Here is a 23,622-nt window from a genome sequence, read left to right as displayed (position 1 = left end):
AGAATATGACCGATACTGCAAAGATCACCCTGGGCGACACCACCGTCGAAAATCCCGTGCTCAAGGGCACGGTCGGCCCCGATGTCGTCGATATCCGCAAATTCTATGCCCAGACCGGCGCTTTCACCTATGATCCCGGCTTCACCTCGACCGCGAGCTGTGAATCGGAGATCACCTATATCGACGGCGACGAGGGCGTGCTGCTCCACCGTGGCTATGCGATCGGCGATCTCGCCGAACATTCCAGCTTCATGGAAACCTGCTACCTGCTGCTCAACGGCGAGTTGCCGAACGCGGCCGAACTGGCCGATTTCGACAATACGATCACGCGCCACACGATGCTGCACGAACAGCTCGCGACCTTTTATCGCGGTTTCCGCCGCGACGCGCACCCGATGGCCGTGATGTGCGGCGTCGTCGGAGCGCTCAGCGCTTTCTATCACGATTCGACCGAGATCCACGATCCGCACCAGCGGATGATCGCCAGCCACCGTCTGATCGCGAAAATGCCGACGATCGCGGCGATGGCGTATAAATATTCGGTCGGCCAGCCGTTCGTCTATCCGCGCAACGACCTCAGCTATACGGGCAACTTCCTGCGCATGACCTTCGGCGTTCCCGCCGAGGAATATGTCGTGAACCCCGTCGTCGAACGCGCGCTCGACCGCATCTTCATCCTCCACGCCGATCACGAGCAGAATGCGTCGACCTCGACCGTTCGCCTCGCCGGTTCGTCGGGGGCGAATCCCTTTGCGTGCATCGCAGCGGGCATCGCCTGTCTCTGGGGTCCCGCGCATGGCGGCGCGAACGAAGCTGCGCTGAACATGCTGCGCGAAATCGGCCGCCCGGAGCGCATTCCCGAATATATCGCACGCGCGAAGGACAAGGACGACCCGTTCCGCCTGATGGGCTTCGGTCACCGCGTCTATAAGAATTATGATCCTCGCGCGACCGTGATGCAAAAGACGGTGCGCGAAGTGTTCGCCGCGCTCAAGGTCAGCGATCCCGTTTTCGAGGTCGCGATCCAGCTCGAGGAAATGGCGCTCAGTGATCCCTATTTCATCGAGAAGAAGCTGTTCCCGAATGTCGATTTCTATTCGGGCGTGATCTTGTCGGCGATCGGCTTCCCGACGACGATGTTCACCGCGCTCTTCGCGCTCGCCCGCACCGTCGGGTGGGTAGCGCAGTGGAACGAGATGATTTCGGACCCCGCGCAGAAGATCGGGCGTCCGCGCCAGCTCTACACCGGCCCGACGCATCGTCCGTTCGTTCCGGTCGACAAGCGCTGATCGGAGCCGCCATCAAGAAACGAAAAAGGGGCTCTTAACAGCCCCTTTTTTGTTGGTGGGGTTCGACCGCAACACGACATCTATTCAACCGTCATCCTGAACTTGTTTCAGGATCCATGGCCCGCTGCTGCCTTTGGCACCGCGCCAAATTCGAGCTCATGCGATGGATGCTGAAACCGGTTCAGCATGACGAGAATTGAGGATCTGCCGCTCCCCGCCCCAAACCCGGCACCGTCGCCTAACTCACGTCCCGCGCGGGCAGGCTCAGAGTAAACCGCGCGCCCTGCCCGGGCGCGCTTTCAACGGCCAGCTCGCCGTCCATCGCGCGCGCCAGTCGGCGCGCGATATAGAGGCCCAGGCCCGAACCGCCGCTGTCGGTGCGGCCGAGGCGCTCGAATTTCTCGAACACCACGGCCTGTTGCTCGGCATCGATCCCCTGCCCCTGATCAGCCACGGTGACCATCGCGCGATCGCCGTCACGATCGACGCGGATCCAGATTTGCGAATTATCGGGCGAATAGCGGATCGCATTGCCGAGGAGATTCAAAAGCACCTGCAGCACGCGGCGAAATTCGCCGGTTGCAGGCATCTTGTCATCGGTCTTCGGCGCGTCGATGCGAATGCCCTTTTCCTCGGCCTTCATCCCGAGCAGGCCCACCGCACGGCGCGCCAGGTCGCCAAGGTCGATCTCGTCGGCGGCCGCCTTGAACCCGGGCCGCTCGATATTCTGCAAATCGGCGAGATCGTCGACCAGCCCGAGCAAATGCCGCCCTGCGTGCGCAATGTCGCCGGCATAGCGCGCATAATCGGCGCGGATCGGGCCGTCGAACTGGCCCGAGATCGTCTCGGCCGTCGCGATGATCCGGCTGAGCGGCCCGCGCAGCGCGCCGTCGATACGGCGCCCGAACTGCGGATCGGACAGCGGCAGCGAACCGAACGCCGGATCAACGGGCGCGACTTCATCCGGAGCGGCGATCGCTTCGGGATCGGCGTCGATGGCTGCGGCGCCGCGAAAGCCGGTGAACCGCCCTGTCGCGTCGAACAGGGGCTCGCCGGTCAGCACCATTGCGATACGCGCGCCGTCGCTGTCGGCGCGAACCTTTTGCCCGTCGAAGACGGATTGCCCTGCCAGAGCGCGAAGCACCGGGAACCGGCCTTCGCCGTCAGGCTGAAGCTCGAACAATTCGGACAGCGACCGCCCTTCCCAGTCGTCCGGCACCGCCGGCGCGCCGGCGCCTTCGCGCAGCGCCACCACGCGCAAATGCTGGTCGCATTCCCAGCTCCAACTGCGTGGCCCGGCTGTCAGGTCAGCGATCCCCGGCATTTGCGACGCTACCGTCGCGCCCGTCCGCCAGTCGCTGATTTCGAGGTTCGCGCCTTCGTCGTCGGGGGCGACGCGGACCAGCGCATGAATGTCGCTATGATCGTCCGCGGCGTAGAGCGGGCGCGAAACGTCGCGCTGGAGCCGCTGCGCGAGTGCGACGAGGCGCGCAAGGTGCGGCAACGCCAGCGGCTTGCCTATCCCCGAACCGGCACGCTGTTGCAGCCGCAGCAACGGCGCATCGGCGCTGACCAGCGCTCCGGCACGGTCGATCCGGCCGCGAACGATGCGGTCACTCATCGCCGCCGCCTCCTGCGACAGCGCGCCCCGGAAGCGAAGCGAGCGACGCCTCGAGCGGCGCGAATGCTGCGCGGTCGAGCCTCAGCGGAGCCAGCAATTGCGGCAATGCGGCTGTTTCGGCACTAAGCAGCGATAGCGTCATATCGGCATAGGCGCATCGGCCTGCCGCCGCCGCGAGCGCTGTCAGCGCCACCCAGTCGTGCCGCGCGATCGCGGTGGCGGCCGCTTCGGCCACCTGCCCCTGTTCAGCGAGCTGATCATGATAAAGCGTGGCGGTACGGTCGATACCGGGCTTTTCCGCGTGCCGTTCCAGCGCCTGGCGGACGGCATCGCCCAGACTGGCTGCGAGCGCGCTGTCCTTGCCGACCTGCATCAGCCCCCAGGCCGACACATCGAGAAGAAGGACGCGCAGCAGGTCCGCATCGATATCGGAAAGCGCAAGGCACGGGCTGCCATAGCCGTCGAAACGGCGCCGGTCGGCGATCTGCAAGGCCAGATAGGCGCGATCAAGGTCGGACGGCCGTCCGGACGACGGCACGGCGTCACCGGTATCGCCCGGCGTTCCGGCCGCCGGTGCAGGAGCGCCGAACCGCTGCGCCGACAATTCGCGCCAGCGATGCTCTTCGGCGCGGGCAAAACAGGCAGTGGTGAGCCGTCCGGCGGCGGGCACGCCCGCAACCAGCCATTCGCGCCACAGCGCCGCCGTATCGATGTTGCAGCCCAGTTCTGCCACGACGTCGGCGACCAGGCGCCGCGCGATGCCGAGCGCCAGCGCGCGTTGCTCTTCGGTCAGCCTGCCGGCCGTCGGCGCGGCCAGAAACCCCGCCAACTCGCGAAGGCGCACCGACAGCGTCGGCGACGGCAAGTCGATACCGGACGAGGAGAGAGCGTCAGCCATGCACGCCCGCGATAGCAGCATGTCGTTAATAGGCGTTAAACCTTGAAGTGTTTCGTTTTAGCGCGACTCCGGGCGCCGCGCGAGTTTCAGCCACAGCAGGATCTGCAACAGCGCGAGCAGCGGCAGAACCGCAAACATCAGCGTTGAAATTCCGAAGACCAGCGCCGGTGCCAGCATCATCCACGCCTGATCGGCGTCGGGAAGCAGCCAGTGAAAGCGGCGCCGCTCCCCCGAATCTTCGTAAAGCCAGCGCGCCAGCAGGATTGCCGCCGCAAGGCACGGCGCGAGGGCAGCTTCGGCGAAACGGGGCATCAGATGGTCAGGGCCGCCAAGCGAGACCAGCCAAGGGTAGGCGCCCAGCAATACCCAACCGAAGGTACGGATCAGATCGCGCGCGCGGTCCTGCACCGCGCTTTCGGCACGAAAAGCCGACAGGAATCGCATCGCGGCCAGACAGAGCCCGCCGACGATCGCAACCAGCGCGCCCGCAGCCGCTAGTCCGCTCGCGGCGAGAAGTGCGACGGCTATCCACAAAATCGCAGTGATAAAAGGCAGATAGCGCGCAGTCCTGGGTGACTTTACGAGCAACGGCCCCGCAAGCCGCACCAGCGGCATCATCACGGCCGACCGCCCGAGCCCCATCCCGCCATATTCAACCTGCTGCAGGCTCGATTGTTCGATCAGCGCTGCCGTCGGGCGATCGACGACGATCGCGATCTCGCCCTGCTCGAACAGCGCGGGCTCGCAATAGAGCCGGCGCGCCCCCGACTGCACCGCAAGCCGCAGCAGAGTGAGCATCATGTCCCATTCGCCCGGCATCGCCGCCAGTTCGACCGCCATTGGCTGCGAGATCGAGGCCAGCCCGCCCCAGCGCCGCGTCGCGTCGATCCGCTCGAACCCTTGGGTGAGCATCGTATCGCCGGTGACCAGGATCGCGGGCGATCCCGGCTTGGCGATCGCCGCATAGTGCATGCCGCCGGCGCGCAGGCCATCGGCCACCAGAATGATCCGGTCGTCTGCCTCGACCAGCGGCACCAGGTCGGCTGCCGTGCGTACCGGGGTTACTTTCATGCCGCGGCGCCGGATGCGATCGCATGTCGCGATGAGCTCGGCAGGAACCGCCGCAACGGCGACCGCCATATGCGTCACGCCGACGTCGGCGAGCCGCGCCGCCTGCCGTTCGATCAGCGTCTCGCCCGCCACCGTGACGAGCGCGCGCAAGCCGCCGTCGGGCAGCGTTTCGCTGGTACCGACCAGCGCGATCAGGGCCACCGGCGCCCCCCAGGCAGGCAATCGATCATCGCCGCGCAGCTTTAGGCGCAGGACCGCGATTGGCAAGCGGCTTGTCACGCGCGATGACGCCCGTCAAAGCCGCTTTAATCGCGGATATTTCAGTCGTTCGGCGGGGATAAAAAATATCCCGAAAACCGTCCGAATCGCTGGCATTGCCTGCCCCCATGGGCTAGGCAAAATCCATCTCCCGAAAGAGCAGAAAAAGGCCGGGCTTTGACCGAAGAAAATCCGCATTTGCCGCCGTCGGATGACGGCATTTCGCCGATCAGTATCGTCGACGAAATGAAGACCTCGTACCTCGATTACGCGATGAGCGTGATCGTCAGCCGAGCGCTGCCTGATGTGCGCGACGGGCTGAAGCCGGTGCACCGCCGCATCCTCTATTCGGCGTTCGAAAGCGGCTATGTCGCGGGCCGTCCCTATCGCAAATCGGCGCGCATCGTCGGCGACGTGATGGGTAAATATCACCCGCACGGCGACAGTTCGATCTACGACGCGCTTGCCCGCATGACGCAGGACTGGTCGATGAGCGTTCCGCTCGTCGATGGCCAGGGCAATTTCGGGTCGATGGACCCCGATCCGCCGGCGGCGATGCGTTACACCGAATCGCGCCTTGCCAAGGTTGCGAACACGCTGCTCGGCGACCTCGACAAGGACACCGTCGACTTCCAGCCCAACTATGACGGCTCGGAATCCGAACCGACCGTGCTGCCTGCGCGCTATCCCAACCTGCTGGTCAATGGCGCCGGCGGCATCGCGGTCGGCATGGCGACGAACATCCCGCCGCATAACCTCGGCGAAGTGATCAATGCGACGCTCGCGACGATCGACAACCCCGACATCACGCTCGACGAATTGATGACGATCGTTCCCGGCCCCGACTTTCCGACCGGCGCGATGATGCTGGGTCAGGGCGGCGCGCGCCTCGCCTATGCCACCGGTCGCGGCTCGATCATGATGCGCTCGACCTATGTGATCGAGGAAGGCCGCGGCGACCGCCAGTCGATCGTCCTGACCGCCATCCCCTTTCAGGTCGGCAAATCGGGCCTGGTCGAGAAAATCGCAGAAGCAGCGCGCGACAAGCGCATCGAGGGCGTCTCCGACATCCGCGATGAATCGAACCGCGAAGGCGTGCGCGTCGTCATCGAGCTGAAGCGCGACGCGACGGCCGAGGTCGTGCTCAATCAGCTTTGGCGTCACACGCCCGCGCAGTCGAGCTTCCCCGCGAACATGCTTGCGATCCGCGGCGGACGCCCGGAAATGATGGGTCTGAAGACGATCCTGTCGGCGTTCATCGACTTCCGCGAGGAAGTGATCACCCGCCGCTGCAAGTTCGAGCTCAACAAGGCGCGCGACCGCGCGCATATCTTGCTCGGTCTCGTCGTGGCGGTCAGCAATCTCGACGAAGTCGTCCGCATCATCCGCGGTTCGCCCAGCCCCGCCGCGGCGCGCGACGCGCTGCTCGCGCGCGAATGGCCGATCGGCGACATCGCCCCCTATATCCGCCTCGTCGAAGCCATTGACGGCGAGATGGACGACAGCGCGAGCTATCGCCTGTCGGAGGTTCAGGTCAAGGCGATCCTCGACCTTCGCCTGCATCGCCTGACGGCGCTTGGCCGCGACGAAATCGGTAGAGAACTTAAAGAGCTGGCGGATGAAATTGAGGAGCTTTTGAGTATCCTCGCCAATCGTGACAAGCTCTATGCCGTGATGCGCGAAGAGCTGATCGCGGTGCGCGACGAATTCGCCAAACCGCGCCGCACGCAGCTCGCCCCCGCCGCCGACGGCATCGACGACGAAGACCTGATCGAGCGTGAAGAGATGGTCGTGACGGTGACGCTCGACGGCTATATCAAGCGCACCCCGCTCGACACCTTCCGCGCCCAGCGCCGCGGCGGCAAGGGCCGCGCCGGAATGGCGACGAAGGAAGAGGATGTCGTCACCGAGCTGTTCGTCACCTCGACGCACACGCCCGTGCTCTTCTTCTCGACCGCCGGGAAAGTGTACCGCATGAAAGTGTGGCGCCTGCCTGAAGGTGGGCCCGCTACGCGCGGCCGGCCGATGATCAACCTGTTGCCGCTCGCAAAGGACGAGACGATCTCGACCGTGCTTCCGTTGCCCGAGGACGAGGCCGAATGGGGCAAGCTGCACGTCATGTTTGCAACCGCAAAGGGCAGTGTGCGTCGTAACAGCATGGACGCCTTCACCAACGTGCCCTCGAACGGCAAGATCGCCATGAAGTTCGAGGGCGAGGACGAGGACGACCGGCTGATCGGCGTCGCGCTGCTCGACGAAAGCGACGATGTGCTGCTCGCGACGCGCCAGGGCAAGGCGATCCGCTTTGCCGGCGACGACGTTCGCGAGTTCCAGAGCCGCAATTCGACCGGTGTGCGCGGCATGCGCCTCGCCGACGGCGACGAAGTCATATCGCTCTCGATCCTCCACCGCGTCGGCACCGACAGCGAGGAACGCGAAGCCTATCTGCGCGCCGCGCCGTGGAAGGACAATGAGAACGAGGCCACGCTGGCGCCCGAACGCATGGACGAACTCGCCGCGCGCGAACAGTTCATCCTGACCGTCTGCGCCAACGGCTATGGCAAGCTGTCGTCGGCCTATGAATATCGCCGCACCGGCCGTGGTGGCCAGGGGATCACGAACATCGACAACATCGCGCGCAACGGCCTTGTCGTCGCCAGCTTTCCCGCGACCAAGGCGCATCAGCTGATGCTGGTAACCGATCAGGCGAAGCTGATCCGCATGGGGCTCGATTCGATGCGCGTCATCGGTCGCGGTTCGGCGGGCGTGCGCCTGTTCGACGTCGCGAATAACGAGCATGTCGTGTCGGCGGCGCTGATCGAGGAAAGCGACGACGAAGAGGTGGAAGGCGAAGCACCCAACGAGGCCGAAACGCCCGACGCCGAAACGCCTGTCGACGAAACGCCGACCGAATGAGCGCCGCGACCGCCTTCAAAGTCCTGACCCATCAGCAATGGGTCGATTTCGAACGCGAACGCGTGTTCCGCGGCGCTCCGGTCGATATTGCCGACGGCTATATCCACCTGTCGACCGCCGAGCAGCTCGAGGCGACGATCGCCAAATATTTCGCCGGGCAGAGCGATCTGATGATCGCCGAGGTCGACCTCGTCTGCCTCGGCGAGGCGATCCGCTGGGAACCTGCGCGCGGCGGCGATCTGTTCCCGCATATCTATGCCGAGCTGCCGATCCATGCTGTCGTCAGCCTTCAGAAACGCGACTGACGCTTCCCTCGATCCGCAGGCACTGAACGAACGCCGTCGGCCGTTGGTCGCATCTTGCTTCGCCCGCCTGTATGCCCCTACCACTATCGGACCTTGTCCGTCCTTGGGGGAAAAGAAGATGCGCCTCGTTTTGATCGCCGCCCTGCTGGCCTCGGCCGCGCCCGCCGCCGTCTTCGCGCATGAGGAAACCGCGCCGGTCGTCCAGTCGAAGCCGGTCCCCAAGGAGGAGCTGCTGAAACCGCCTGCCGATGCGGTCCATTATATCGTCGTGTCCGAATCGGGCAAGCATGGCGACCAGTGGCGCTGGCAGCTCGCCGACGGCCGCACCGCCTATCGCTGGTCGCAGGAACTGCGCGGCTGGATCACCGAGATGGATCAGGTCACCGCGTTCGCGCCCGACGGCACGATCGCGGCGACCATCATGCGCGGCATCACCCCGTCGGGCGACGCTGCGGAGGATTATCGCGCCGCGAACGGCCGCGCGACGTGGAGGACCTCGACCGATGCGGGCGAGGCCGCGGCGGGCGGCTGGTACATTCCCGCCGGCGGCATCGGCATCGCCAACGCGCCGATGATCGACGCGCTCGCGGCAGCGGGCGACGCCGGGCTGAATTTCCTGCCGAGCGGCAAGGGCCGGATGACGTTCGGCCCGACCGCGGTCATTCAGGGACCGGGCGGTCCCAAGACCGTCCAGCTTGCCTTCGTCAGCGGCATCCTGCCCTCGGCCTATCCGGTCTGGCTCGACGCGAACAAGCGCTATTTCGCCGACATCAGCTTCATCTCGGTCATCCCCGAAGGCTATGAGGGCGCGCTGAAACAGCTGCGTAACATCCAAGAAAAGGCGACGGCCGACGCGGTCGCCGGCATCGCCAAGCGCTTCCTCGCGCCCGCCGCTCACGCCCCCGTGCTGATCGACAATGTGCGGCTGTTCGACGCCGACAAGGGCGTGTTCCTGGCGAACCGCGCCGTCCTGGCCGCAGACGGCAAGATCGCTGCCATCGGCGCCGCCGGCTCGCTTAAGGCCCCGTCCGGAGCGCAGCTGATCGACGGTCGTGGCAAGACGCTGGTGCCCGGCATCTGGGACAGCCACCTCCACATCGGCGACGATTGGGACGTGCTCTCGAACATGGCGAACGGGATAACCAGCTTCCGCAGCCCCGGCACGAACATCGACCGCGCAGTCGAGGCGACCCGGCGCCGCGCCGATCACACGCTGCTGATGGGCGAACCGTTCATCTCGGCGATCGTCGACAAGAAGGATCCCCTCGCGGCGCAGGGCGCCGAAGTCGTCAGCAACGCCGAAGAAGCTATCGCCGCTGTGCGGCGGATCAAGGCCGCGGGCCTGTGGGGCGTCAAATTCTATACCTCGATGAATCCGGCGTGGATCGCCCCCGCCGCAGCAGAGGCGCGCAAGCTGGGGCTCCACGTCCACGGCCATGTGCCCGCCGGCATGAAACCCAGCGAAGCCGTCACTGCCGGCTATGACGAGCTGACCCACCTCAATTTCGTGGTGATGGAATCGATGCCGCGCGACGTGATCGACAAGGCGAATACGCGCCAACGCGTCGAGGGACCCGCCCGCTATTTCAAGGACGTCGATCTCGACGGCCCCGTGATGTCGGGCTTCGTCGCCGATCTGGCGCGCAAGAAGATCATCGTCGATCCGACCATCGTCATTTTCGAAGGGATGTACACGCAGGACGGCGGAAAGCCGCAGCCCGCTTACGCCCCCTATATGGGCATCATCTCGCCCGTCCTCGAACGCTCGGTCTTCACTGCCGCCGGCTATCCGCTGGTCGAAGGGCTGACACGCGACGATTACCGCAAAAGCTATGCGAAGATGGTCGAACTGCTCGGCCGCCTGCACAAGGCCGGCGTGACGATCGTCGCCGGCACCGACGGCTGGGGGATCGAGCTGATCCGCGAACTCGAAATCTATCAGCAAGCCGGGTTCACTCCCGCCGAGGCGATCCAGAGCGCCACCATCGTCCCCGCACGCGTCGTCGGCGCCGACAAGCGCACCGGCTCGATCGCAGTGGGCAAGGAAGCCGACATGGTCCTCGTCGACGGCGACCCCTCGACCGAACTCGGCGCGCTACGCCGCGTCGTGACCGTCGTCAGCGACGGCTATGTCATGGATGCCGACGAACTGCGAAAGGCCGCGGGATATAGCGGGCGACCGAAGTAGTCATTCTCGTCGAACGGGCCTGACCCGGACCCCGTCGACAGCTCCACGGTGCGAATGTCCGGTTCGGGGTGGGGAGCGGCCGCTCACGCCCTTCGTCATCCCGCGAGAGCGTGAAGCTGGCGGCCCAGCGTGTGCCCCGGCGAAGGCCGGGGTCCAGGGCGTTGCAGAGCCGGCGTTGCGTGCGCACGCTCTGGACCCCGGCCTTCGCCGGGGAGCACGTCAAGATCGTCCGCAATGGGTCCTTTGCTCTCCGTCATGCTGAACTCATGGATCCTGAAACAAGTTCAGGATGACGACAAAAGGGACGTCGTCTTTCGGTCGTCAGCCGCCATTGCATCAAGATCGGGAGCGAACGACGGATATGGGGTGGGGAGCCGCCGTTTCCTGCTCCAAAGTTCAGGAAAGTTCAGCCCTACGCCATATTCCTGATCCGGTTCTGCCGCGGGCCGGACGCACGAGGTCGTGGCCGCTCTGGCAAACCGGGCGGCAACCGCTTTTTATGCACCCAGGGAAAGAGCCGAGATCGACGCTGGCATAGCCGCATATTGTAGGAAAGGCTTTTTTTGGCGTGGGCTTTGGGGTGAGAAGCGGACGCTCGCGCCTTCGTCATCCGGGATCCATGGCAGCACCGTCGTCATGGACCTCGGATCAAGTCCGGGGTGACGATCGATTGGGCGTCCGGTTAGGGTTGGGGTGCGGTCATCGCGCTCTTCGTCATTCCCGTGAGAGCGGGAAGCTGGCGGCCCAGCGTGTTCCCCGGCGAAGGCCGGGGTCCAGGGCGTTCGAGAGCCGGCGTTGCATGCGCGCGCTCTGGACCCCGGCTTTCGCCGGGGAGCACGTCAACATCGTTTGCGATTGGTCGTTTGCCCCCCTTCATGCTGAACTTGTTTCAGCATCCATGGCCGGACCTCTCCTTTCGCGCCGTGTCGAAAGAAACGGCAGCCATGGATCCTGAAACAAGTCCGGGATGACGACAAAAGGGACGTCGTCTTTTGGTCGAAACCGGCTTTCGCGCCGACGCTAGTGCCGCTTCGCATTCCACGCCCGTACCGCCGCCATCGTCTTTTCGACATGCGCTTGCGGCTTGCTGTCGGTGTAGCTCAGCAAGATCGTTCCGTTCGGCGCGATGACATAGGATGTGCGGTTCGACAGCGTCTTGCCGTCGGCGGTCTGCATCGTCGCATCATATTTCGCCGCGATCTTGGCGCCCGGATCGGCGGCGACGGCGAATTTGTCGCGGCATTCCGACCGCGAAAACTCCGCGACACGCTCGATATTGCCGGCGGTCACTCCGATCACGCGCGCGCCGAGTTGGTTGAACTGGCCATTCGCCTCGGCGAACAGATGCGCCTCCACCGTGCACCCCGATGTGAAAGCGGCCGGGAAGAAATAGAGCACCACCGGCCCGCCGCGCAGGGTCTGCTTCAGCGACAGGCTGAATTCCTTGCCGCCCTGCGCCGCGTTCAGCGTAAAGTCGGGCGCTTTCGCGCCCTGCTGAAGCGCCGCGATGCCCTGCACCGGAAGGACGGAGAGCGCCAGGCCCAGGCCGAGCGACATCGCGATTTTCATCGGGGTTTTCATCTACAATCCTCCGTGGCGAAACTCGAGGGCAAGCCCGCGCCATCACGATGGGGAAAAAACAGGATCGCGTCCACATCGATCGTCCGCCCTCCCGCCGGCTACCCCGTCCGGCGCCGTAAGATTAGCCTTGGCCCCGGCGCGTCAATCGCGGTACCGCTGGGCACAGGAAAAAGAGAAAGGGGTCCGGTGCGGCTATCACGACGGGAATTCTCACTGGCGCTGGCGACCAGCGCCTTCGTTGCACCGGCGGCGCGCGCCGCGACGAAGAGCGGCACGAGCGATGCCGCGCTCACCGCCTTTCTCGACAAGGCGTTCGAGGCTGAACTCGCGCTCGATCCCGAAGCGCTCACCAGCCTCGGCCGCAAGGAACAGCAGGACCTGTTTACCGACCCCAGCGATGCCGCCGCCACAGCGCGGCTCAAGTGGCGCCGCGCCAATGTCGCCGACATGAAAAAGACGTTCGACCGTAATAAACTCGGCGACGATGCACGCGTGTCCTATGACATGTGGGCGCTCGAACTCGAACGCGCCGAGGCGTCGACGAAATGGCGCGGACATAATTATATCTTCGACCGCAACGGGCCGCACACCGGCCTTCCCAATTTGCTGATCAACCAGCATCGCATCGACACGCGCGCCGACATGGACGCCTATGCCGAGCGGGTCGCGGCGCTCGGGCCGACGCTCGACGTCTACCTCGATCGCGCCAAGGCTTCTGCGAAGAAGGGCATCCGCATGCCCGGCTTCGCCTACGACCAGTCGATCGACCTGATCGGAAGGCTGACGAGCGGCGCCCCGTTTGACGAAGGCGCGGACAATGCGCTCTACGCCGATGCGAAGGAAAAGGCTGCGGGCCTTGTCACTGCGAAGAAGATCGACGCTGCGGCGGCCGATGCATTTGTTGCGCGCGTTGCCATGGCGATGAACGAGTCGCTCAAGCCCGCCTACGACCGGATCAAGGCTTGGCTGGAGGTCGATCGCGCTGCCGCGGGCAGCGAACCGCGCGGCGCCGGAGCGCTTCCCGATGGCGCGGCCTATTACAACGCGATGCTGCGGTTGCAGACGACGACCGGGATGACCGCTGGTGAAATCCACGACCTCGGCCTGTCCGAAGTCGCGCGCATCCGCGCCGAGATGGAAGTGCTGAAGGCCAAAATCGGATACGAAGGCAAACTCGAGGATTTCTTCGTCTTCCTGCGCAGCGACGACCGTTTCTATGTCGCGAACGACGATGCGGGCCGGGCGATCTATCTCAAAAAGGCCGAGGATTATCTCGTGGGCATGCGCGCGCGGTTGCCCGAACAATTCGGGCGACTGCCCAAGGCCGACCTGATCGTGAAGCGCGTCGAGGCGTTTCGCGAAGAGCCGGGCGGCGCAGCGCATTATTCGGCCGCGGCGCTCGACGGATCGCGGCCGGGCATCTTCTATGTCCACCTCGCCGACACGCGCGCGACCCCGACCTATGAAATCGAAGGCACCGTCTATCACGAAGGCCTGCCCGGCCATCACATGCAGATCGCCCTCGCGCAGGAAATGACGGGCACGCCCGAGTTCCGGAAGAATTATTTCTATGGCGCCTATGGCGAGGGCTGGGCGCTGTACGTCGAGCGGTTGGCCAAGGAGATGGGTTTCTACACCGATCCCTACAGCGACTTCGGGCGGCTGGGCCGCGAGATCTGGCGCGCGATCCGGCTCGTCGTCGACACCGGCATCCATGCCAAGGGTTGGAGCGAGGAACAGGCGCTCGCTTTCTACACCGCCAACTCGCCGCAGCCGATCGGCAAAATCCGCTCCGAAATCCGCCGATATTTCGTCACGCCGGGACAGGCGACGTCGTACAAGGTCGGCATGCAGCGCATCCTCGCGCTGCGCGAAAAGGCAAAGCGGGCCCTCGGCGACCGCTATGATCAGAAGATATTCCACGAGATCGTGCTGGGGCGCGGCTCGGTGCCGCTGCCGGTGCTCGAAGCGCAGGTCGATCGCTGGATTGCCGCTGCCGATTGACCGCTCGCGGCAATCGGCGCAGCATCGTGCGATGACCCTCACCATCACCCCCAGCGGCCAGTCCTGCGGCGCGCGCGTCACCGGCGCCGACCTGACGCAGCCGCTCGATACCGACACCATCGCCGAAATCCGCGCCGCATGGCTCGATCATCACGTCCTCGCCTTCCCCGATCAGCGGATGAGCGAGGATGATCTCGAACGCTTCACCGGTTCTTTCGGCGGCTTCGGCGACGATCCCTTCATCCGCCCGATCCCCGGCCACGATCATATCATCGCGGTGAAGCGCAAGGCGGACGAGACCGCGCCGCTGTTTGCGGAGAATTGGCACAGCGACTGGAGTTTTCAGGAGCGTCCGCCCGCCGGCACCTGCCTTTTCGGCATCACGATCCCGCCGGTCGGCGGCAACACCGAATTTTCTAACCAGCACGCCGCGCTCGACGCGATGCCCGCCGACCTTCGCGCGCGCGTCGAAGGGCTCCAGGCGATCCACAGCGCACGCGCCGGCTACGCACCGTCGGGCATGTACGGTGCGAACGACAAGAACCGCAGCATGGACATCCTGTCGAGCGTAGAAGCGCTCGAAACGCAGCGCCATCCCTTCGTTCGCGCGCACCCCGAAACCGGTCGCAAGGGCCTGTTCGGCTGCGCGGGCTATATCATCGGCTTCGACGGCCTCGACGATGCCGAAGGCCTGCCTTTGCTCTACGACCTGATCCAGTGGCAGGGGCGCGAGGAGTTTCGCTACAGCCATGAATGGGAGCCCGACATGCTCGTCATGTGGGACAATCGCTCGCTGCTCCACCGCGCGACCGGAGGATACGACGGCCACGACCGCCTGCTCCACCGCACGACCATCGCGGCGTGGGACGGCGCCTAGGTTCTGGCTTCCTTCGCGACTGTGCTGACCACGCCCCAGGCGATCAACGCCTGTCCGCCGAAATAGAGCGGCCAGACGAGCCACAGGGTGACATCTTTCGACAACACCCCGCCCTCGCCGGCGAAAATGAAAAGATCGCTCGCGAGGAACATCATCGCGCCGATGCCGGTGCGATAGCGCGGAAAGCGGCTGGTCCATGCCGCCGCCGCCATCGCCGCGACGAACAGTGAATACACCGCCGCGTGCCACCATCCGGGCTGCGGGCTCAGCATGCCCCAGACGATCGCAAGCGTCGCGGGCATGGTCAGCCAGCCGAGCAGGCGCTGCGACGGCGTCATCTGCGCCCGACGGTTCAACAGGTACAGGGTGATCGCGATCAGATGCCCCACCGCAAACGCCGACGCGCCCGCGATCAGCCCCTTCGCGTCGAGCAGCCAGTCGCCGAGCGCCCCGAAGCCCAGCACTGCGGCGATCAGCAAGCCGTTCTTCTCGCGCGCATTCGCCGCGGCCCACAGCGCCAGCAAGCCGACTCCGCTCGTCTTCCACGCCCAGATCGCGGGACCGTCGAGCCGCTGGAACACCGCGGCGAAAAAGCTGATCCCACCCAGCAGCGCCAGCCACCACAGCCACCGCGCCCGATCCCAACCCGCTTCGCTCATCATCCGCCCCTTTGCATCTTGCTCACAACCGGCCTAGTGCGCGGCTCCATCGGTTCAAGTCAACGGATACGGTAAATGGCTCACGACATTCACATCATCGGCGGCGGCCTCGCGGGCTCCGAAGCCGCCTGGCAGCTCGCCGAAGCGGGTTTCCGCGTGCGCCTGTCCGAAATGCGCGGCGCCAATTTGCCCGGGGGCGGCGACATGACCCCCGCGCATCAGGGCGACGCGCTGGCCGAGATGGTGTGCTCGAACAGCTTTCGCAGCGACGACGGCGACAGCAACGCGGTCGGCCTGCTCCACCGCGAGATGCGGACGCTCGGCTCGATCATCATGCGCGAGGCCGATGTCCACAAGGTGCCCGCAGGTTCGGCGCTTGCGGTCGACCGCGACCTGTTCTCGGGCAGCGTGACCCACGCGCTCGCAAACCATCCGAACATCACGATAGTGCGCGAGCGCATCGACACGCTGCCGAGCGAAGGCCTGACCATCGTCGCCACCGGCCCGCTCACCGCCGCGGGTCTCGCGTCGAGCATCGGCGCCGCGACCGGCAAGGACGCGCTCGCCTTCTTCGACGCCATCGCCCCGATCGTCTATCACGACAGCATCGACATGGACGTCGCATGGATGGCGAGCCGCTGGGACAAGGTCGGGCCGATCGGCGACGGCAAGGATTATATCAACTGCCCGATGGACAAGGATCAGTATCACGCCTTCGTCCAGGGGCTCGTCGACGGCGACAAGACCGACTTCAAGGATTGGGAAAAGGACACGCCCTATTTCGAGGGCTGCATGCCGATCGAAGTGATGGCCGAACGCGGCCCCGAAACCTTGCGCTTCGGACCGATGAAGGGCGTCGGCCTCGACAATCCGCGCACCGGGCGCTGGCCCTATGCCGTCGTCCAGCTGCGCCAGGACAATGCGCTCGGCACCTTGTGGAACATGGTCGGCTTTCAGACCAAGCTGAAACACGCCGCGCAGGTCGAGCTGTTCCGCACGATTCCCGGCCTGGAGAAGGCCGAATTCGCCCGCCTCGGCGGGCTCCACCGCAACAGTTTCATCCGCTCGCCCGAGCTGCTCGACGCAGAGCTCCGCCTCAAATCGGCGCCGCATATCCGCTTCGCGGGACAGATCACCGGCTGCGAAGGCTATGTCGAAAGCGCCGCGATCGGCCTCGTCGCCGCGCGCTTCGCCATCGCCGAACTCGCAGGTCGCGCCCTGGCCCCGCCGCCGCCCGAAACCGCGCTCGGCGCGCTGCTCGGCCATATCACCGGCGGCGCCGATGCTGCGAGCTACCAGCCGATGAACGTCAATTTCGGCCTCTTCCCGCCGCTCGCCGACGATGTCCGCAAGAAGGACCGTAAGCTCGGCTATACGCAGCGAGCGGGCGCGGCGCTGGCCGCGTGGATGGCATGCGCCGAGGGCGTCGCGGCCTGACCGTCGCCCCCGCGCAGGCGGGGGCCGCCATCCGCTTTACGCGGCGAGTCTGATTCAGGCCTCTAGCGGCCCCCGCCTTCGCGGAGGCGACGATTTCAACAGCTGCACTTAGGCTTCACCGCCGGCTTCGGTGCCGTCGTGGCGAATTCCGCCCGCGTCAGATCGCCCGACCTGTCGCCATCGGCCCCCGCAAAGCGCTGACCTGTTGCCGCCGCCCATTCCTCGAAGGTCAGCAAATTGTTGCCGTCCTTGTCGAGCTTGCGGAACGCCGCGGTGCGCGCCGACATCAGTTCGACCCGGCTGATCCGGTCGTTGCGGTCGCGATCGAAGCGGTTGAAACGTCGCTCCTCGCGCGACCCTTCTTTTGCGGTCGGCAGCGCGGGCGGCGCGGGACCGCGCTTCGGCGCATTGGCGCCGGCCACCGGAATCGCGGCGAGCGCGGGCGGCGGCTCGGGCAAAGCCTCGTCGTCGGCGATCTGCGTATAGCCCTTCCACATGAAGAGCCCGCCCGTCAGCAACAGCGCGCTCGCCACACCGCCGATCAGAAACCGCGAAACCGCCATAACCCCTCCATCAAACCAGCGGTTTAGCTAGCACGTCTGCGCACCAGCCGAAACGAAACGCCGCCATATTGGCCGCGAATATAAATCGACGTGATTGTTCAAAATCCGCGAATTCATTGCTATATACGATCAATGCAAAACTACCTGCCCTCGCTCAAACAGATGCAATATCTCGTCGCGCTCCACGAGCATGGCCATTTCGGCCGCGCCGCCGATGCGTGCAACGTCACCCAGTCGACGCTCTCGGCAGGGATCCGCGAGCTTGAGACGCTGCTCGGCCAGACGCTCGTCGAGCGCACCCGCCGCGTCATGCGCTTCACCGGGCTGGGCAATGCGATCGTCGAAAAGGCGCACCGCGTCCTCCGCGAAGCCGAGGAACTGGCCGACATGGCCGCCGCCGCCGCCGCACCGCTGGTCGGTGAATTGCGGATGAGCGTGATCCCGACGATCGCGCCCTTCCTCCTTCCCGGCCTGCTCCCGCGCCTGCGCAAGGAACGTCCGGCGCTCAAGCTCTTTCTTCGCGAAGAGCCGAGCGCCCAGGCGTGCGAGTCGCTCCACCATGGCACCGTCGACTGCGTCCTCCTCGCCCTTCCCTATGGTTGCGGCGACGTCGAGAGCGAGGCGCTGTTCGACGACGCGCTGTTCGTCGCCTTTCCTGGCGACCAGGCCGAGAATTTGCCCGCGATGGTCAGCGCCGATCAGCTCGACCCGTCGCAGATGCTGATGCTCGAGGACGGCCATTGCCTGAAGGATCATGCGCTCGCCGCGTGCAACCGCCCCGAACTGCGCGCCGGCGCGCGGATGATGGGCACCTCGCTCCATACGCTTGTCCAGATGGTCGACAACGGCCTTGGCATCACGATGCTGCCGCAGATGGCGATCGAGGCGGGCATCCTCGATCATACCGACATCGACACGCGCCCGCTCGATTCGGATCACGACTGGCGCACGATCGCGCTCGTCTGGCGCAAGGGCAGCCCGCGCGCCGACGAATTCAAGATGCTCGCCGACATCTTCCGCAAGCATCAGGCAAATTAGCCCTTCGAATCATCGCCACCCCGGACCCTTCGACAGGCTCAGGACGGGCTTGATCCGGATATATTTCATGCGAGCAACCGTTCCCCCGCGAATGCCGGGGTCCAGAAGCGATGCTGCCATGTTGGCCTGGAAACGATCTGGGCCCCGGCTTCCGCCGGGGAACAATCCCACAAGGGGTCAATCGCCGATCAGGGCCGCGGTGACGACGGCGATCCATCCCACCGCTCGGCGCGGCCATGGTCGCCGTCGCGCGGCTCGACCCAGGCGATGCGTCCGTCGGCAAATGTCTCGCGCTTCCACAGCATGACGTCGGTCTTGAGCCGGTCGATCAGAAACTCGGTCGCCGACAGCGCCTCGGCACGGTGCGGGCTGCTCGCCAGCACCAGCACGATCGTCTCGCCCGGCACCATCGCCCCCACGCGGTGGATCAGCGTCAGCGCCGACAAGCTCCAGCGATCGACCGCGGCATGCGCCAGTTCGGCCAGCCCCGCCTCGGTCAGCACCGGATGATGCTCGAGGAAAAGCTCGGTCAGATCGCCTTCGCCGCGCACGCGCCCGATGAAGCTCGCGCTGGCGCCGTGAAAACCGGCGTCGTGAATATCGAGCTCAGCGGCGACGTCGATCGCCTCGCTCTGGACCGCAACGCGGATCATCCGCCGGTCACCGGCGGGAACAGGGCAATCTCGTCGCCGAGTGCCGCGTCTGGACCGACCATCGTGCCGCCGATCGCGGCGCGGATCCGTCCCGCTTCGGCGAACGCGAGGGCGCCGCGCTCATCGCGCGCGGCAAGCCACGCAACCAGGTCGGCCACCGTCGCGACATCGACGGGCAAATCGATCGCTTCGTCGGCAATCCCCATCCGCTCGCGAACCCAGGCGAAATAGCTGATCGTCAGCGTCATCGCTCAATCCATATGCTTCAGGCCGACACGCAGATAGTCCCAGCCGGTGATCAAGGTCAGCACGGCCGCGCCCCACAGCGACGCCAGCCCGACGATCTTGATCCACGCCATGTCTGGCAACGCACCCGCCAGGATCAGCGCGCCGAAGGAAACGAGCTGAAAAGTCGTCTTCCACTTCGCCAGCTGCGTCACCGGCATAGACACCTGTAACGTCGCCAGAAATTCGCGGAGCCCCGACACGATGATTTCGCGCAGCAGGATCATCAACGCAGCGATCACATGATATCCGGTGATGTCGCGCGTGAAAACGAGCAGCAGGATCACCGCGGCGATCATGATCTTGTCGGCGATCGGATCCAGAAAGGCGCCCAGCCGCGACACGATGCCGCGCGACCGTGCAACATAGCCGTCAAAATAATCGGTAATGCCCATCAGGCAGTACAGGATGAAAGCCAGCGCATAATCGAGCGGAAGCGGCTGATGCGACCCTTCGCGCACCCCCGGCCATAGCAGGAACAGCAGAATGGGAACCGCCAATATGCGCGACAGCGTCAGGATGTTGGGAAGGCTGAGCATGGTCCCTGTCGCTACGTCCGTTCCAAAATGGGCCCCAAAATCGGCTTTGACCCCGCATGTCCTAACCGATAAGCCCCCCGTGCGACAACCGAATTGCCTGAGGGGGTGGCCGGTGTCGTTATCGCGGGCTGCAAAAGTGGATATTCAATGACCGGTTCCTTTGCGCTGCTGAATCAACGCAGGTTCCTTCCGCTTTTCGTCACGCAATTGCTCGGCGCCTTCAACGACAATCTGTTCAAAAATGCGATGGTGCTGTTCGTCGTTTACGGCGTGTTCAACGACGAAGCATCGGAAACATTGTTCAGCGCGGTCGCGACCGCCCTGTTCATCCTGCCGTTTTTCCTGCTTTCGGCGCTCGCCGGCCAACTTGCCGACACGCGCGACAAGGCGCGGATCATCCGCATCGTCAAATTCTGCGAAATCATCATCATGTTCGTCGGCGGCGCGGGCCTCGTGTTCGCGTGGCTGGGCTTCGCGGTCCATTTCCTCGCGATTCCGCTGATGATGCTGGCGCTGTTTGCAATGGGCATTCACTCGACCTTCTTCGGGCCCATCAAATATGCGATCCTGCCGCAGCATCTGGAAAATGACGAAGTGCTTGCGGGCACCGGGCTTGTCGAGGCCGGAACCTATATCGCGATCCTCGCGGGAACGATCCTGGCGGGTGTGATCGAGGTCGAATGGGCGGCGCTCGGCGTCGTTCTGGTCGCCGGCCTCGGCTATTGGACCAGTCGCGAAGTCCCCCCTGCTCCTCCACAGCACGAGGAGACCGGCATCGACTGGCACATCATCCGCTCGTCGGTCGCGCTCGTGCGCGGCACGATGCACATCCCGCGCCTGTATCTGGCGATCCTGTCGATCAGCTTTTTCTGGACGATCGGCGCGGTGCTGTTCATCCAGTTTCCGCCGCTGGTGAAGAATATCCTGCACGCCGACAAGAGCGTCGCCAGCCTGTTCCTCGCGGTATTCTCGATCGGCATCGCCATCGGATCGGTGGCGGTCAACCGGCTGCTCAAGGGCCGGGTGTCGGCCCGCTACAGCCCGGCAAGCGTCATCGTCATGGGCCTGTTCGTCCTCGCCTTCTATTGGGTGTGCCGGAACTGGGAACATGACCCGTCGGGCGTGATGTACGGGATCGACGGATTCCTGGGTCACGCCGACGTCATCCCGCTCCTCGCCAGCCTGCTCGGTATCGCAATCAGCGGCGGCATGTTCGTTGTGCCGCTCTATGCGTTTCTGACGACGACGGTGCCAAAGGATCAGACCGCGCGCACGGTCGCGGCAAACAACATCGTCAACTCGGGCGCGATGGTTGCCGGTTCGCTTCTGGCGATCGGTTTGGGATTCGCGGGCGTCGGCGTCGTCGACCAGCTTTTGATGAGCGCGGTGATGTGCATCATCTCCGCCTGGCTCGCGCTAAAACTCCACCGCGCCTGCGATTAGCGGTGCTGGAATGGAAAGCGGTCATCTCTAACTTCGCCATTCCCGCGAAGACAGGGTAGAATGAAGACCGCCTCCAGTCGAAACCCGACGTCAGATCAGGAACATCATCGTCGCGACAAAGAAGATCGCGAAGCTCTCCATAAACAGCCGCGTGTCGCTGCCGCGCGCCCACAGCGCCGAAGGCACGCGCTCGGCCTGAAGCATCGCGCGCAGTTCGGCTTGCCAATCGTCGGGCATGGTCAGGCGGGCGATGGTAAGCTCGCGCGTGGCATGTGCACGAAGGCGGCCGCGAATGTCGATCTGATCGTCCGAGTCCATATCCGGACGCTACGCCTGCGTTAACGAGTCGATAAGGTAAAAAAAGAGTTAACGGGGCGACGTGTCACTGCGGCACAGAGTGGCGCCGCTTTCCTAATCGCGCGGCATCGTGCGAATGCGCACTACGACGCGATCCGGCAGGCCTTTCTGGAACGGCTTGCACGCCTGTGGCCGCATCCGCGGGCCCAGGCAAAGACGGACTTCGCTCAGCCAACCATCGCGCGCGGCCACTGCGATCATGCTGTCCCTCACCCCCGGATTGATTGCGGTAAAGGCGCGCCTGACACCGCCCGCCGTCTGCGGGCGCGCCGCCAGCGCGTCCATATCGGGAAAGCGCACGGCCCGGAACAGCATCGCCGCCGCCTGGAAATAGGCGGCGGGGTGCGGGCTCATGCACGTGCCGTGCTTCGCCCACTCATGCTGCAACAGCTGCGGCGACGGCGTCATGCACAGATGCTTCTTCAGCACCGGCTGCGGCACGATCTTCGCCGGTCGGCACCATTGCGGATAGGCCGGATTATCGGTCTCGGGCCAAAGCCCGTGAAGCACCCATGCGAAACGCCCGCTTTCGCCCGAACATTGAAAGCGGTCGCGCGCGTCCCTGGGATTGCGGACGTTCGCGCAATGCTGCGGCGACCAGCTCATGCTCAGCAGATAGCTGGTCGTCGGCGGCTTGCGCACCGGTTCGTCGCGCGGCCGCTGATCGAGCCGCGGCACGGCGATGCGATCGGGTATCGCACAGGAAAGCGCCTGCGCCTGCGCCGCGACCGGCATCAGCGCCAGCGCGGCCCCGCTAAGCCAGCGCAAAGTCGAGGCCGACATCCGCTGCGGGCGCCGATTGCGTGAGCCGCCCGACCGACACATAGGTCACACCCGTCCCGCCGATCGCGCGAATCGTGTCGAGCCGCACGCCCCCCGACGCTTCGGTCGGCACCCGGCCTCCCACCAGGCCGACGCACGCGCGCAGTTCGTCGAGGCTCATATTGTCGAGCAACAGGTGCGTCGCACCGGCGCTGAGTGCGGGTTCGACCTGCGCCACCCGGTCGACCTCTACGATGATGTTCGCGATCCCGGCCGCAACCGCGCGCCGCACCGCCTCCTCGACCGATCCTGCGACTGCGACATGATTGTCCTTGATCATCGCGGCGTCCCATAATCCCATGCGATGGTTCGTCGCGCCGCCCATCCGCGTCGCATATTTCTCCAGCACCCGCAGCCCGGGGATCGTCTTGCGCGTATCGAGCAAGGTCGCGCCCGTGCCCGCCAGCGCGTCGACATAGGCGCGCGTCATCGTCGCGATTCCCGACAGATGCTGCACCGTATTCAGCGCCGACCGCTCGGCGGTCAGCATCGCGCGCGCGTGGCCGGACAATCGCATCAGGTCGCTTCCCGCCGCGACCTGTTCGCCTTCGCTCGCCAGGATCGCGATCTCCATCGCCGGATCGAGCGCACGGAAGAACGCTTCGGCGATCGGCAGCCCGGCGACGGTGATCGCATCGCGGCTGTCCATCACCCCCGCAAAGCGCGCGTCGGCGGGGATCGTCGCCATTGAGGTGATGTCGCCCCCCGACCCCAGATCCTCCGCCAACGTGCTGCGGACAAAGACATCGAGGTCGAAACCCGACAGGGAAAAATTACTCATGCCGCCAGCGATAAACGGCGGCCCGCGCAAATCAACT

Annotated in this window: 21 protein-coding genes; 9 read left to right on the top strand and 12 right to left on the bottom strand. The window is 65.1% G+C overall.

Annotated elements, in window-relative coordinates; genetic code table 11:
- Positions 1–5 precede the first annotated feature (5 nt).
- Complete coding sequence (locus tag ACO055_RS02055) at positions 6–1,289, top strand: citrate synthase (protein WP_422060952.1); 1,284 nt, start codon at positions 6–8, stop codon at positions 1,287–1,289.
- A 238-nt stretch (positions 1,290–1,527) separates the two neighbouring features.
- Here ACO055_RS02055 and ACO055_RS02050 read toward each other — a convergent pair whose 3' ends face one another.
- Genes ACO055_RS02050 through ACO055_RS02040 form a run of 3 tightly spaced genes read right to left on the bottom strand, consistent with a single transcriptional unit; the run spans position 1,528 to position 5,158 of the window.
- Positions 1,528–2,910, bottom strand: coding sequence for a sensor histidine kinase (locus ACO055_RS02050; RefSeq protein ID WP_422060951.1), 1,383 nt, complete (start codon positions 2,908–2,910; stop codon positions 1,528–1,530).
- Positions 2,903–3,808, bottom strand: a complete 906-nt coding sequence (locus ACO055_RS02045) for a hypothetical protein (protein ID WP_422060950.1) — start codon at positions 3,806–3,808, stop codon at positions 2,903–2,905. The genes ACO055_RS02050 and ACO055_RS02045 overlap by 8 nt, the downstream gene beginning before the upstream one ends.
- A 57-nt stretch (positions 3,809–3,865) precedes the next feature.
- On the bottom strand, positions 3,866–5,158 hold the full coding sequence (locus tag ACO055_RS02040) for a hypothetical protein (protein ID WP_422060949.1): 1,293 nt from the start codon (positions 5,156–5,158) through the stop codon (positions 3,866–3,868).
- Positions 5,159–5,383: 225 nt separating this feature from the next.
- Between ACO055_RS02040 and gyrA the strand changes: the two genes are divergently transcribed.
- From gyrA to ACO055_RS02025, 3 genes are all read left to right on the top strand, one after another.
- Entirely contained in the window at positions 5,384–8,053 is a 2,670-nt protein-coding gene (gyrA, locus tag ACO055_RS02035) for a DNA gyrase subunit A (RefSeq protein WP_422062395.1), read from the top strand.
- Positions 8,050–8,358 (top strand): DUF952 domain-containing protein, encoded by a 309-nt coding sequence (locus ACO055_RS02030; RefSeq protein ID WP_422060948.1) that lies wholly within the window; start codon positions 8,050–8,052, stop codon positions 8,356–8,358. Before gyrA ends, ACO055_RS02030 begins: the two co-directional genes overlap by 4 nt.
- A 118-nt stretch (positions 8,359–8,476) precedes the next feature.
- Positions 8,477–10,546, top strand: coding sequence for an amidohydrolase family protein (locus ACO055_RS02025; protein ID WP_422060947.1), 2,070 nt, complete (start codon positions 8,477–8,479; stop codon positions 10,544–10,546).
- Positions 10,547–11,566: 1,020 nt separating this feature from the next.
- On the opposite strand, the gene ACO055_RS02020 is transcribed toward ACO055_RS02025, so the two are convergent.
- Entirely contained in the window at positions 11,567–12,127 is a 561-nt protein-coding gene (locus tag ACO055_RS02020; RefSeq protein WP_422060946.1) for a peroxiredoxin, read from the bottom strand.
- A gap of 186 nt (positions 12,128–12,313) precedes the next feature.
- Here ACO055_RS02020 and ACO055_RS02015 point away from each other — a divergent pair, with 186 nt between their 5' ends.
- Together ACO055_RS02015 and ACO055_RS02010 are read left to right on the top strand one after the other, a co-directional pair.
- Positions 12,314–14,131, top strand: coding sequence for a DUF885 domain-containing protein (locus tag ACO055_RS02015; RefSeq protein ID WP_422060945.1), 1,818 nt, complete (start codon positions 12,314–12,316; stop codon positions 14,129–14,131).
- Positions 14,132–14,162: 31 nt separating this feature from the next.
- Entirely contained in the window at positions 14,163–15,008 is an 846-nt protein-coding gene (locus ACO055_RS02010; RefSeq protein ID WP_422060944.1) for a TauD/TfdA dioxygenase family protein, read from the top strand.
- Here the strand turns inward: ACO055_RS02010 and ACO055_RS02005 are convergent.
- Positions 15,005–15,667, bottom strand: coding sequence for a lysoplasmalogenase family protein (locus ACO055_RS02005; protein WP_422060943.1), 663 nt, complete (start codon positions 15,665–15,667; stop codon positions 15,005–15,007). The two genes, ACO055_RS02010 and ACO055_RS02005, sit on opposite strands and share 4 nt — an antisense overlap.
- A gap of 75 nt (positions 15,668–15,742) precedes the next feature.
- On the opposite strand from ACO055_RS02005, the gene trmFO reads away from it, so the two are divergent.
- Positions 15,743–17,104, top strand: a complete 1,362-nt coding sequence (gene trmFO, locus ACO055_RS02000; RefSeq protein WP_422060942.1) for a methylenetetrahydrofolate--tRNA-(uracil(54)-C(5))-methyltransferase (FADH(2)-oxidizing) TrmFO — start codon at positions 15,743–15,745, stop codon at positions 17,102–17,104.
- A gap of 95 nt (positions 17,105–17,199) precedes the next feature.
- Here trmFO and ACO055_RS01995 read toward each other — a convergent pair whose 3' ends face one another.
- Entirely contained in the window at positions 17,200–17,667 is a 468-nt protein-coding gene (locus ACO055_RS01995) for an EF-hand domain-containing protein (RefSeq protein WP_422060941.1), read from the bottom strand.
- A 132-nt stretch (positions 17,668–17,799) separates the two neighbouring features.
- Here ACO055_RS01995 and ACO055_RS01990 point away from each other — a divergent pair, with 132 nt between their 5' ends.
- Positions 17,800–18,705 carry a hydrogen peroxide-inducible genes activator gene (locus tag ACO055_RS01990; RefSeq protein WP_422060940.1) on the top strand — a complete coding sequence of 302 codons (906 nt, stop codon included), beginning with the start codon at positions 17,800–17,802 and terminating at the stop codon, positions 18,703–18,705.
- Between the two features lie 188 nt (positions 18,706–18,893).
- On the opposite strand, the gene ACO055_RS01985 is transcribed toward ACO055_RS01990, so the two are convergent.
- Genes ACO055_RS01985 through pgsA form a run of 3 tightly spaced genes read right to left on the bottom strand, consistent with a single transcriptional unit; the run spans position 18,894 to position 20,182 of the window.
- Complete coding sequence (locus ACO055_RS01985; protein WP_422060938.1) at positions 18,894–19,358, bottom strand: molybdenum cofactor biosynthesis protein MoaE; 465 nt, start codon at positions 19,356–19,358, stop codon at positions 18,894–18,896.
- Positions 19,355–19,606, bottom strand: a complete 252-nt coding sequence (locus tag ACO055_RS01980) for a MoaD/ThiS family protein (protein ID WP_422060937.1) — start codon at positions 19,604–19,606, stop codon at positions 19,355–19,357. The genes ACO055_RS01985 and ACO055_RS01980 overlap by 4 nt, the downstream gene beginning before the upstream one ends.
- Before the next feature lie 3 nt (positions 19,607–19,609).
- A complete protein-coding gene (gene pgsA, locus ACO055_RS01975) occupies positions 19,610–20,182 on the bottom strand; it encodes a CDP-diacylglycerol--glycerol-3-phosphate 3-phosphatidyltransferase (protein ID WP_422060935.1) in 573 nt (190 codons plus the stop codon).
- Positions 20,183–20,329: 147 nt separating this feature from the next.
- On the opposite strand from pgsA, the gene ACO055_RS01970 reads away from it, so the two are divergent.
- Positions 20,330–21,625 (top strand): MFS transporter, encoded by a 1,296-nt coding sequence (locus ACO055_RS01970; protein ID WP_422060934.1) that lies wholly within the window; start codon positions 20,330–20,332, stop codon positions 21,623–21,625.
- Positions 21,626–21,715: 90 nt separating this feature from the next.
- Here ACO055_RS01970 and ACO055_RS01965 read toward each other — a convergent pair whose 3' ends face one another.
- From ACO055_RS01965 to nadC, 3 genes are all read right to left on the bottom strand, one after another.
- Positions 21,716–21,943, bottom strand: a complete 228-nt coding sequence (locus ACO055_RS01965) for a hypothetical protein (RefSeq protein WP_422060933.1) — start codon at positions 21,941–21,943, stop codon at positions 21,716–21,718.
- Between the two features lie 93 nt (positions 21,944–22,036).
- A complete protein-coding gene (locus ACO055_RS01960; protein ID WP_422060932.1) occupies positions 22,037–22,765 on the bottom strand; it encodes a ribonuclease T2 family protein in 729 nt (242 codons plus the stop codon).
- Positions 22,737–23,585: a carboxylating nicotinate-nucleotide diphosphorylase gene (gene nadC, locus ACO055_RS01955; protein ID WP_422060931.1), complete on the bottom strand. Its 849-nt coding sequence runs from the start codon at positions 23,583–23,585 to the stop codon at positions 22,737–22,739. Before nadC ends, ACO055_RS01960 begins: the two co-directional genes overlap by 29 nt.
- Between the last annotated feature and the right edge of the window lie 37 nt (positions 23,586–23,622).

Source organism: Sphingopyxis sp. (genome assembly GCF_965227415.1).
GTDB lineage: Bacteria > Pseudomonadota > Alphaproteobacteria > Sphingomonadales > Sphingomonadaceae > Sphingopyxis.
Note: the sequence above shows the minus strand (reverse complement) of the source record. Positions and strands in the feature narration are given on the sequence as shown.

Bases quoted from the DNA above. Each gene is read 5' to 3' on its own strand.
- ACO055_RS02055 (WP_422060952.1), top strand. From the start codon at position 6: ATGACCGATACTGCAAAGATCACCCTGGGCGACACCACCGTCGAAAAT.
- ACO055_RS02050 (WP_422060951.1), bottom strand. From the start codon at position 2,910: ATGAGTGACCGCATCGTTCGCGGCCGGATCGACCGTGCCGGAGCGCTG.
- ACO055_RS02045 (WP_422060950.1), bottom strand. From the start codon at position 3,808: ATGGCTGACGCTCTCTCCTCGTCCGGTATCGACTTGCCGTCGCCGACG.
- gyrA (WP_422062395.1), top strand. From the start codon at position 5,384: ATGAAGACCTCGTACCTCGATTACGCGATGAGCGTGATCGTCAGCCGA.
- ACO055_RS02030 (WP_422060948.1), top strand. From the start codon at position 8,050: ATGAGCGCCGCGACCGCCTTCAAAGTCCTGACCCATCAGCAATGGGTC.
- ACO055_RS02025 (WP_422060947.1), top strand. From the start codon at position 8,477: ATGCGCCTCGTTTTGATCGCCGCCCTGCTGGCCTCGGCCGCGCCCGCC.
- ACO055_RS02020 (WP_422060946.1), bottom strand. From the start codon at position 12,127: ATGAAAACCCCGATGAAAATCGCGATGTCGCTCGGCCTGGGCCTGGCG.
- ACO055_RS02010 (WP_422060944.1), top strand. From the start codon at position 14,163: ATGACCCTCACCATCACCCCCAGCGGCCAGTCCTGCGGCGCGCGCGTC.
- ACO055_RS02005 (WP_422060943.1), bottom strand. From the start codon at position 15,667: ATGAGCGAAGCGGGTTGGGATCGGGCGCGGTGGCTGTGGTGGCTGGCG.
- trmFO (WP_422060942.1), top strand. From the start codon at position 15,743: ATGGCTCACGACATTCACATCATCGGCGGCGGCCTCGCGGGCTCCGAA.
- ACO055_RS01995 (WP_422060941.1), bottom strand. From the start codon at position 17,667: ATGGCGGTTTCGCGGTTTCTGATCGGCGGTGTGGCGAGCGCGCTGTTG.
- ACO055_RS01990 (WP_422060940.1), top strand. From the start codon at position 17,800: ATGCAAAACTACCTGCCCTCGCTCAAACAGATGCAATATCTCGTCGCG.
- ACO055_RS01985 (WP_422060938.1), bottom strand. From the start codon at position 19,358: ATGATCCGCGTTGCGGTCCAGAGCGAGGCGATCGACGTCGCCGCTGAG.
- ACO055_RS01980 (WP_422060937.1), bottom strand. From the start codon at position 19,606: ATGACGCTGACGATCAGCTATTTCGCCTGGGTTCGCGAGCGGATGGGG.
- pgsA (WP_422060935.1), bottom strand. From the start codon at position 20,182: ATGCTCAGCCTTCCCAACATCCTGACGCTGTCGCGCATATTGGCGGTT.
- ACO055_RS01970 (WP_422060934.1), top strand. From the start codon at position 20,330: ATGACCGGTTCCTTTGCGCTGCTGAATCAACGCAGGTTCCTTCCGCTT.
- ACO055_RS01965 (WP_422060933.1), bottom strand. From the start codon at position 21,943: ATGGACTCGGACGATCAGATCGACATTCGCGGCCGCCTTCGTGCACAT.
- ACO055_RS01960 (WP_422060932.1), bottom strand. From the start codon at position 22,765: ATGTCGGCCTCGACTTTGCGCTGGCTTAGCGGGGCCGCGCTGGCGCTG.
- nadC (WP_422060931.1), bottom strand. From the start codon at position 23,585: ATGAGTAATTTTTCCCTGTCGGGTTTCGACCTCGATGTCTTTGTCCGC.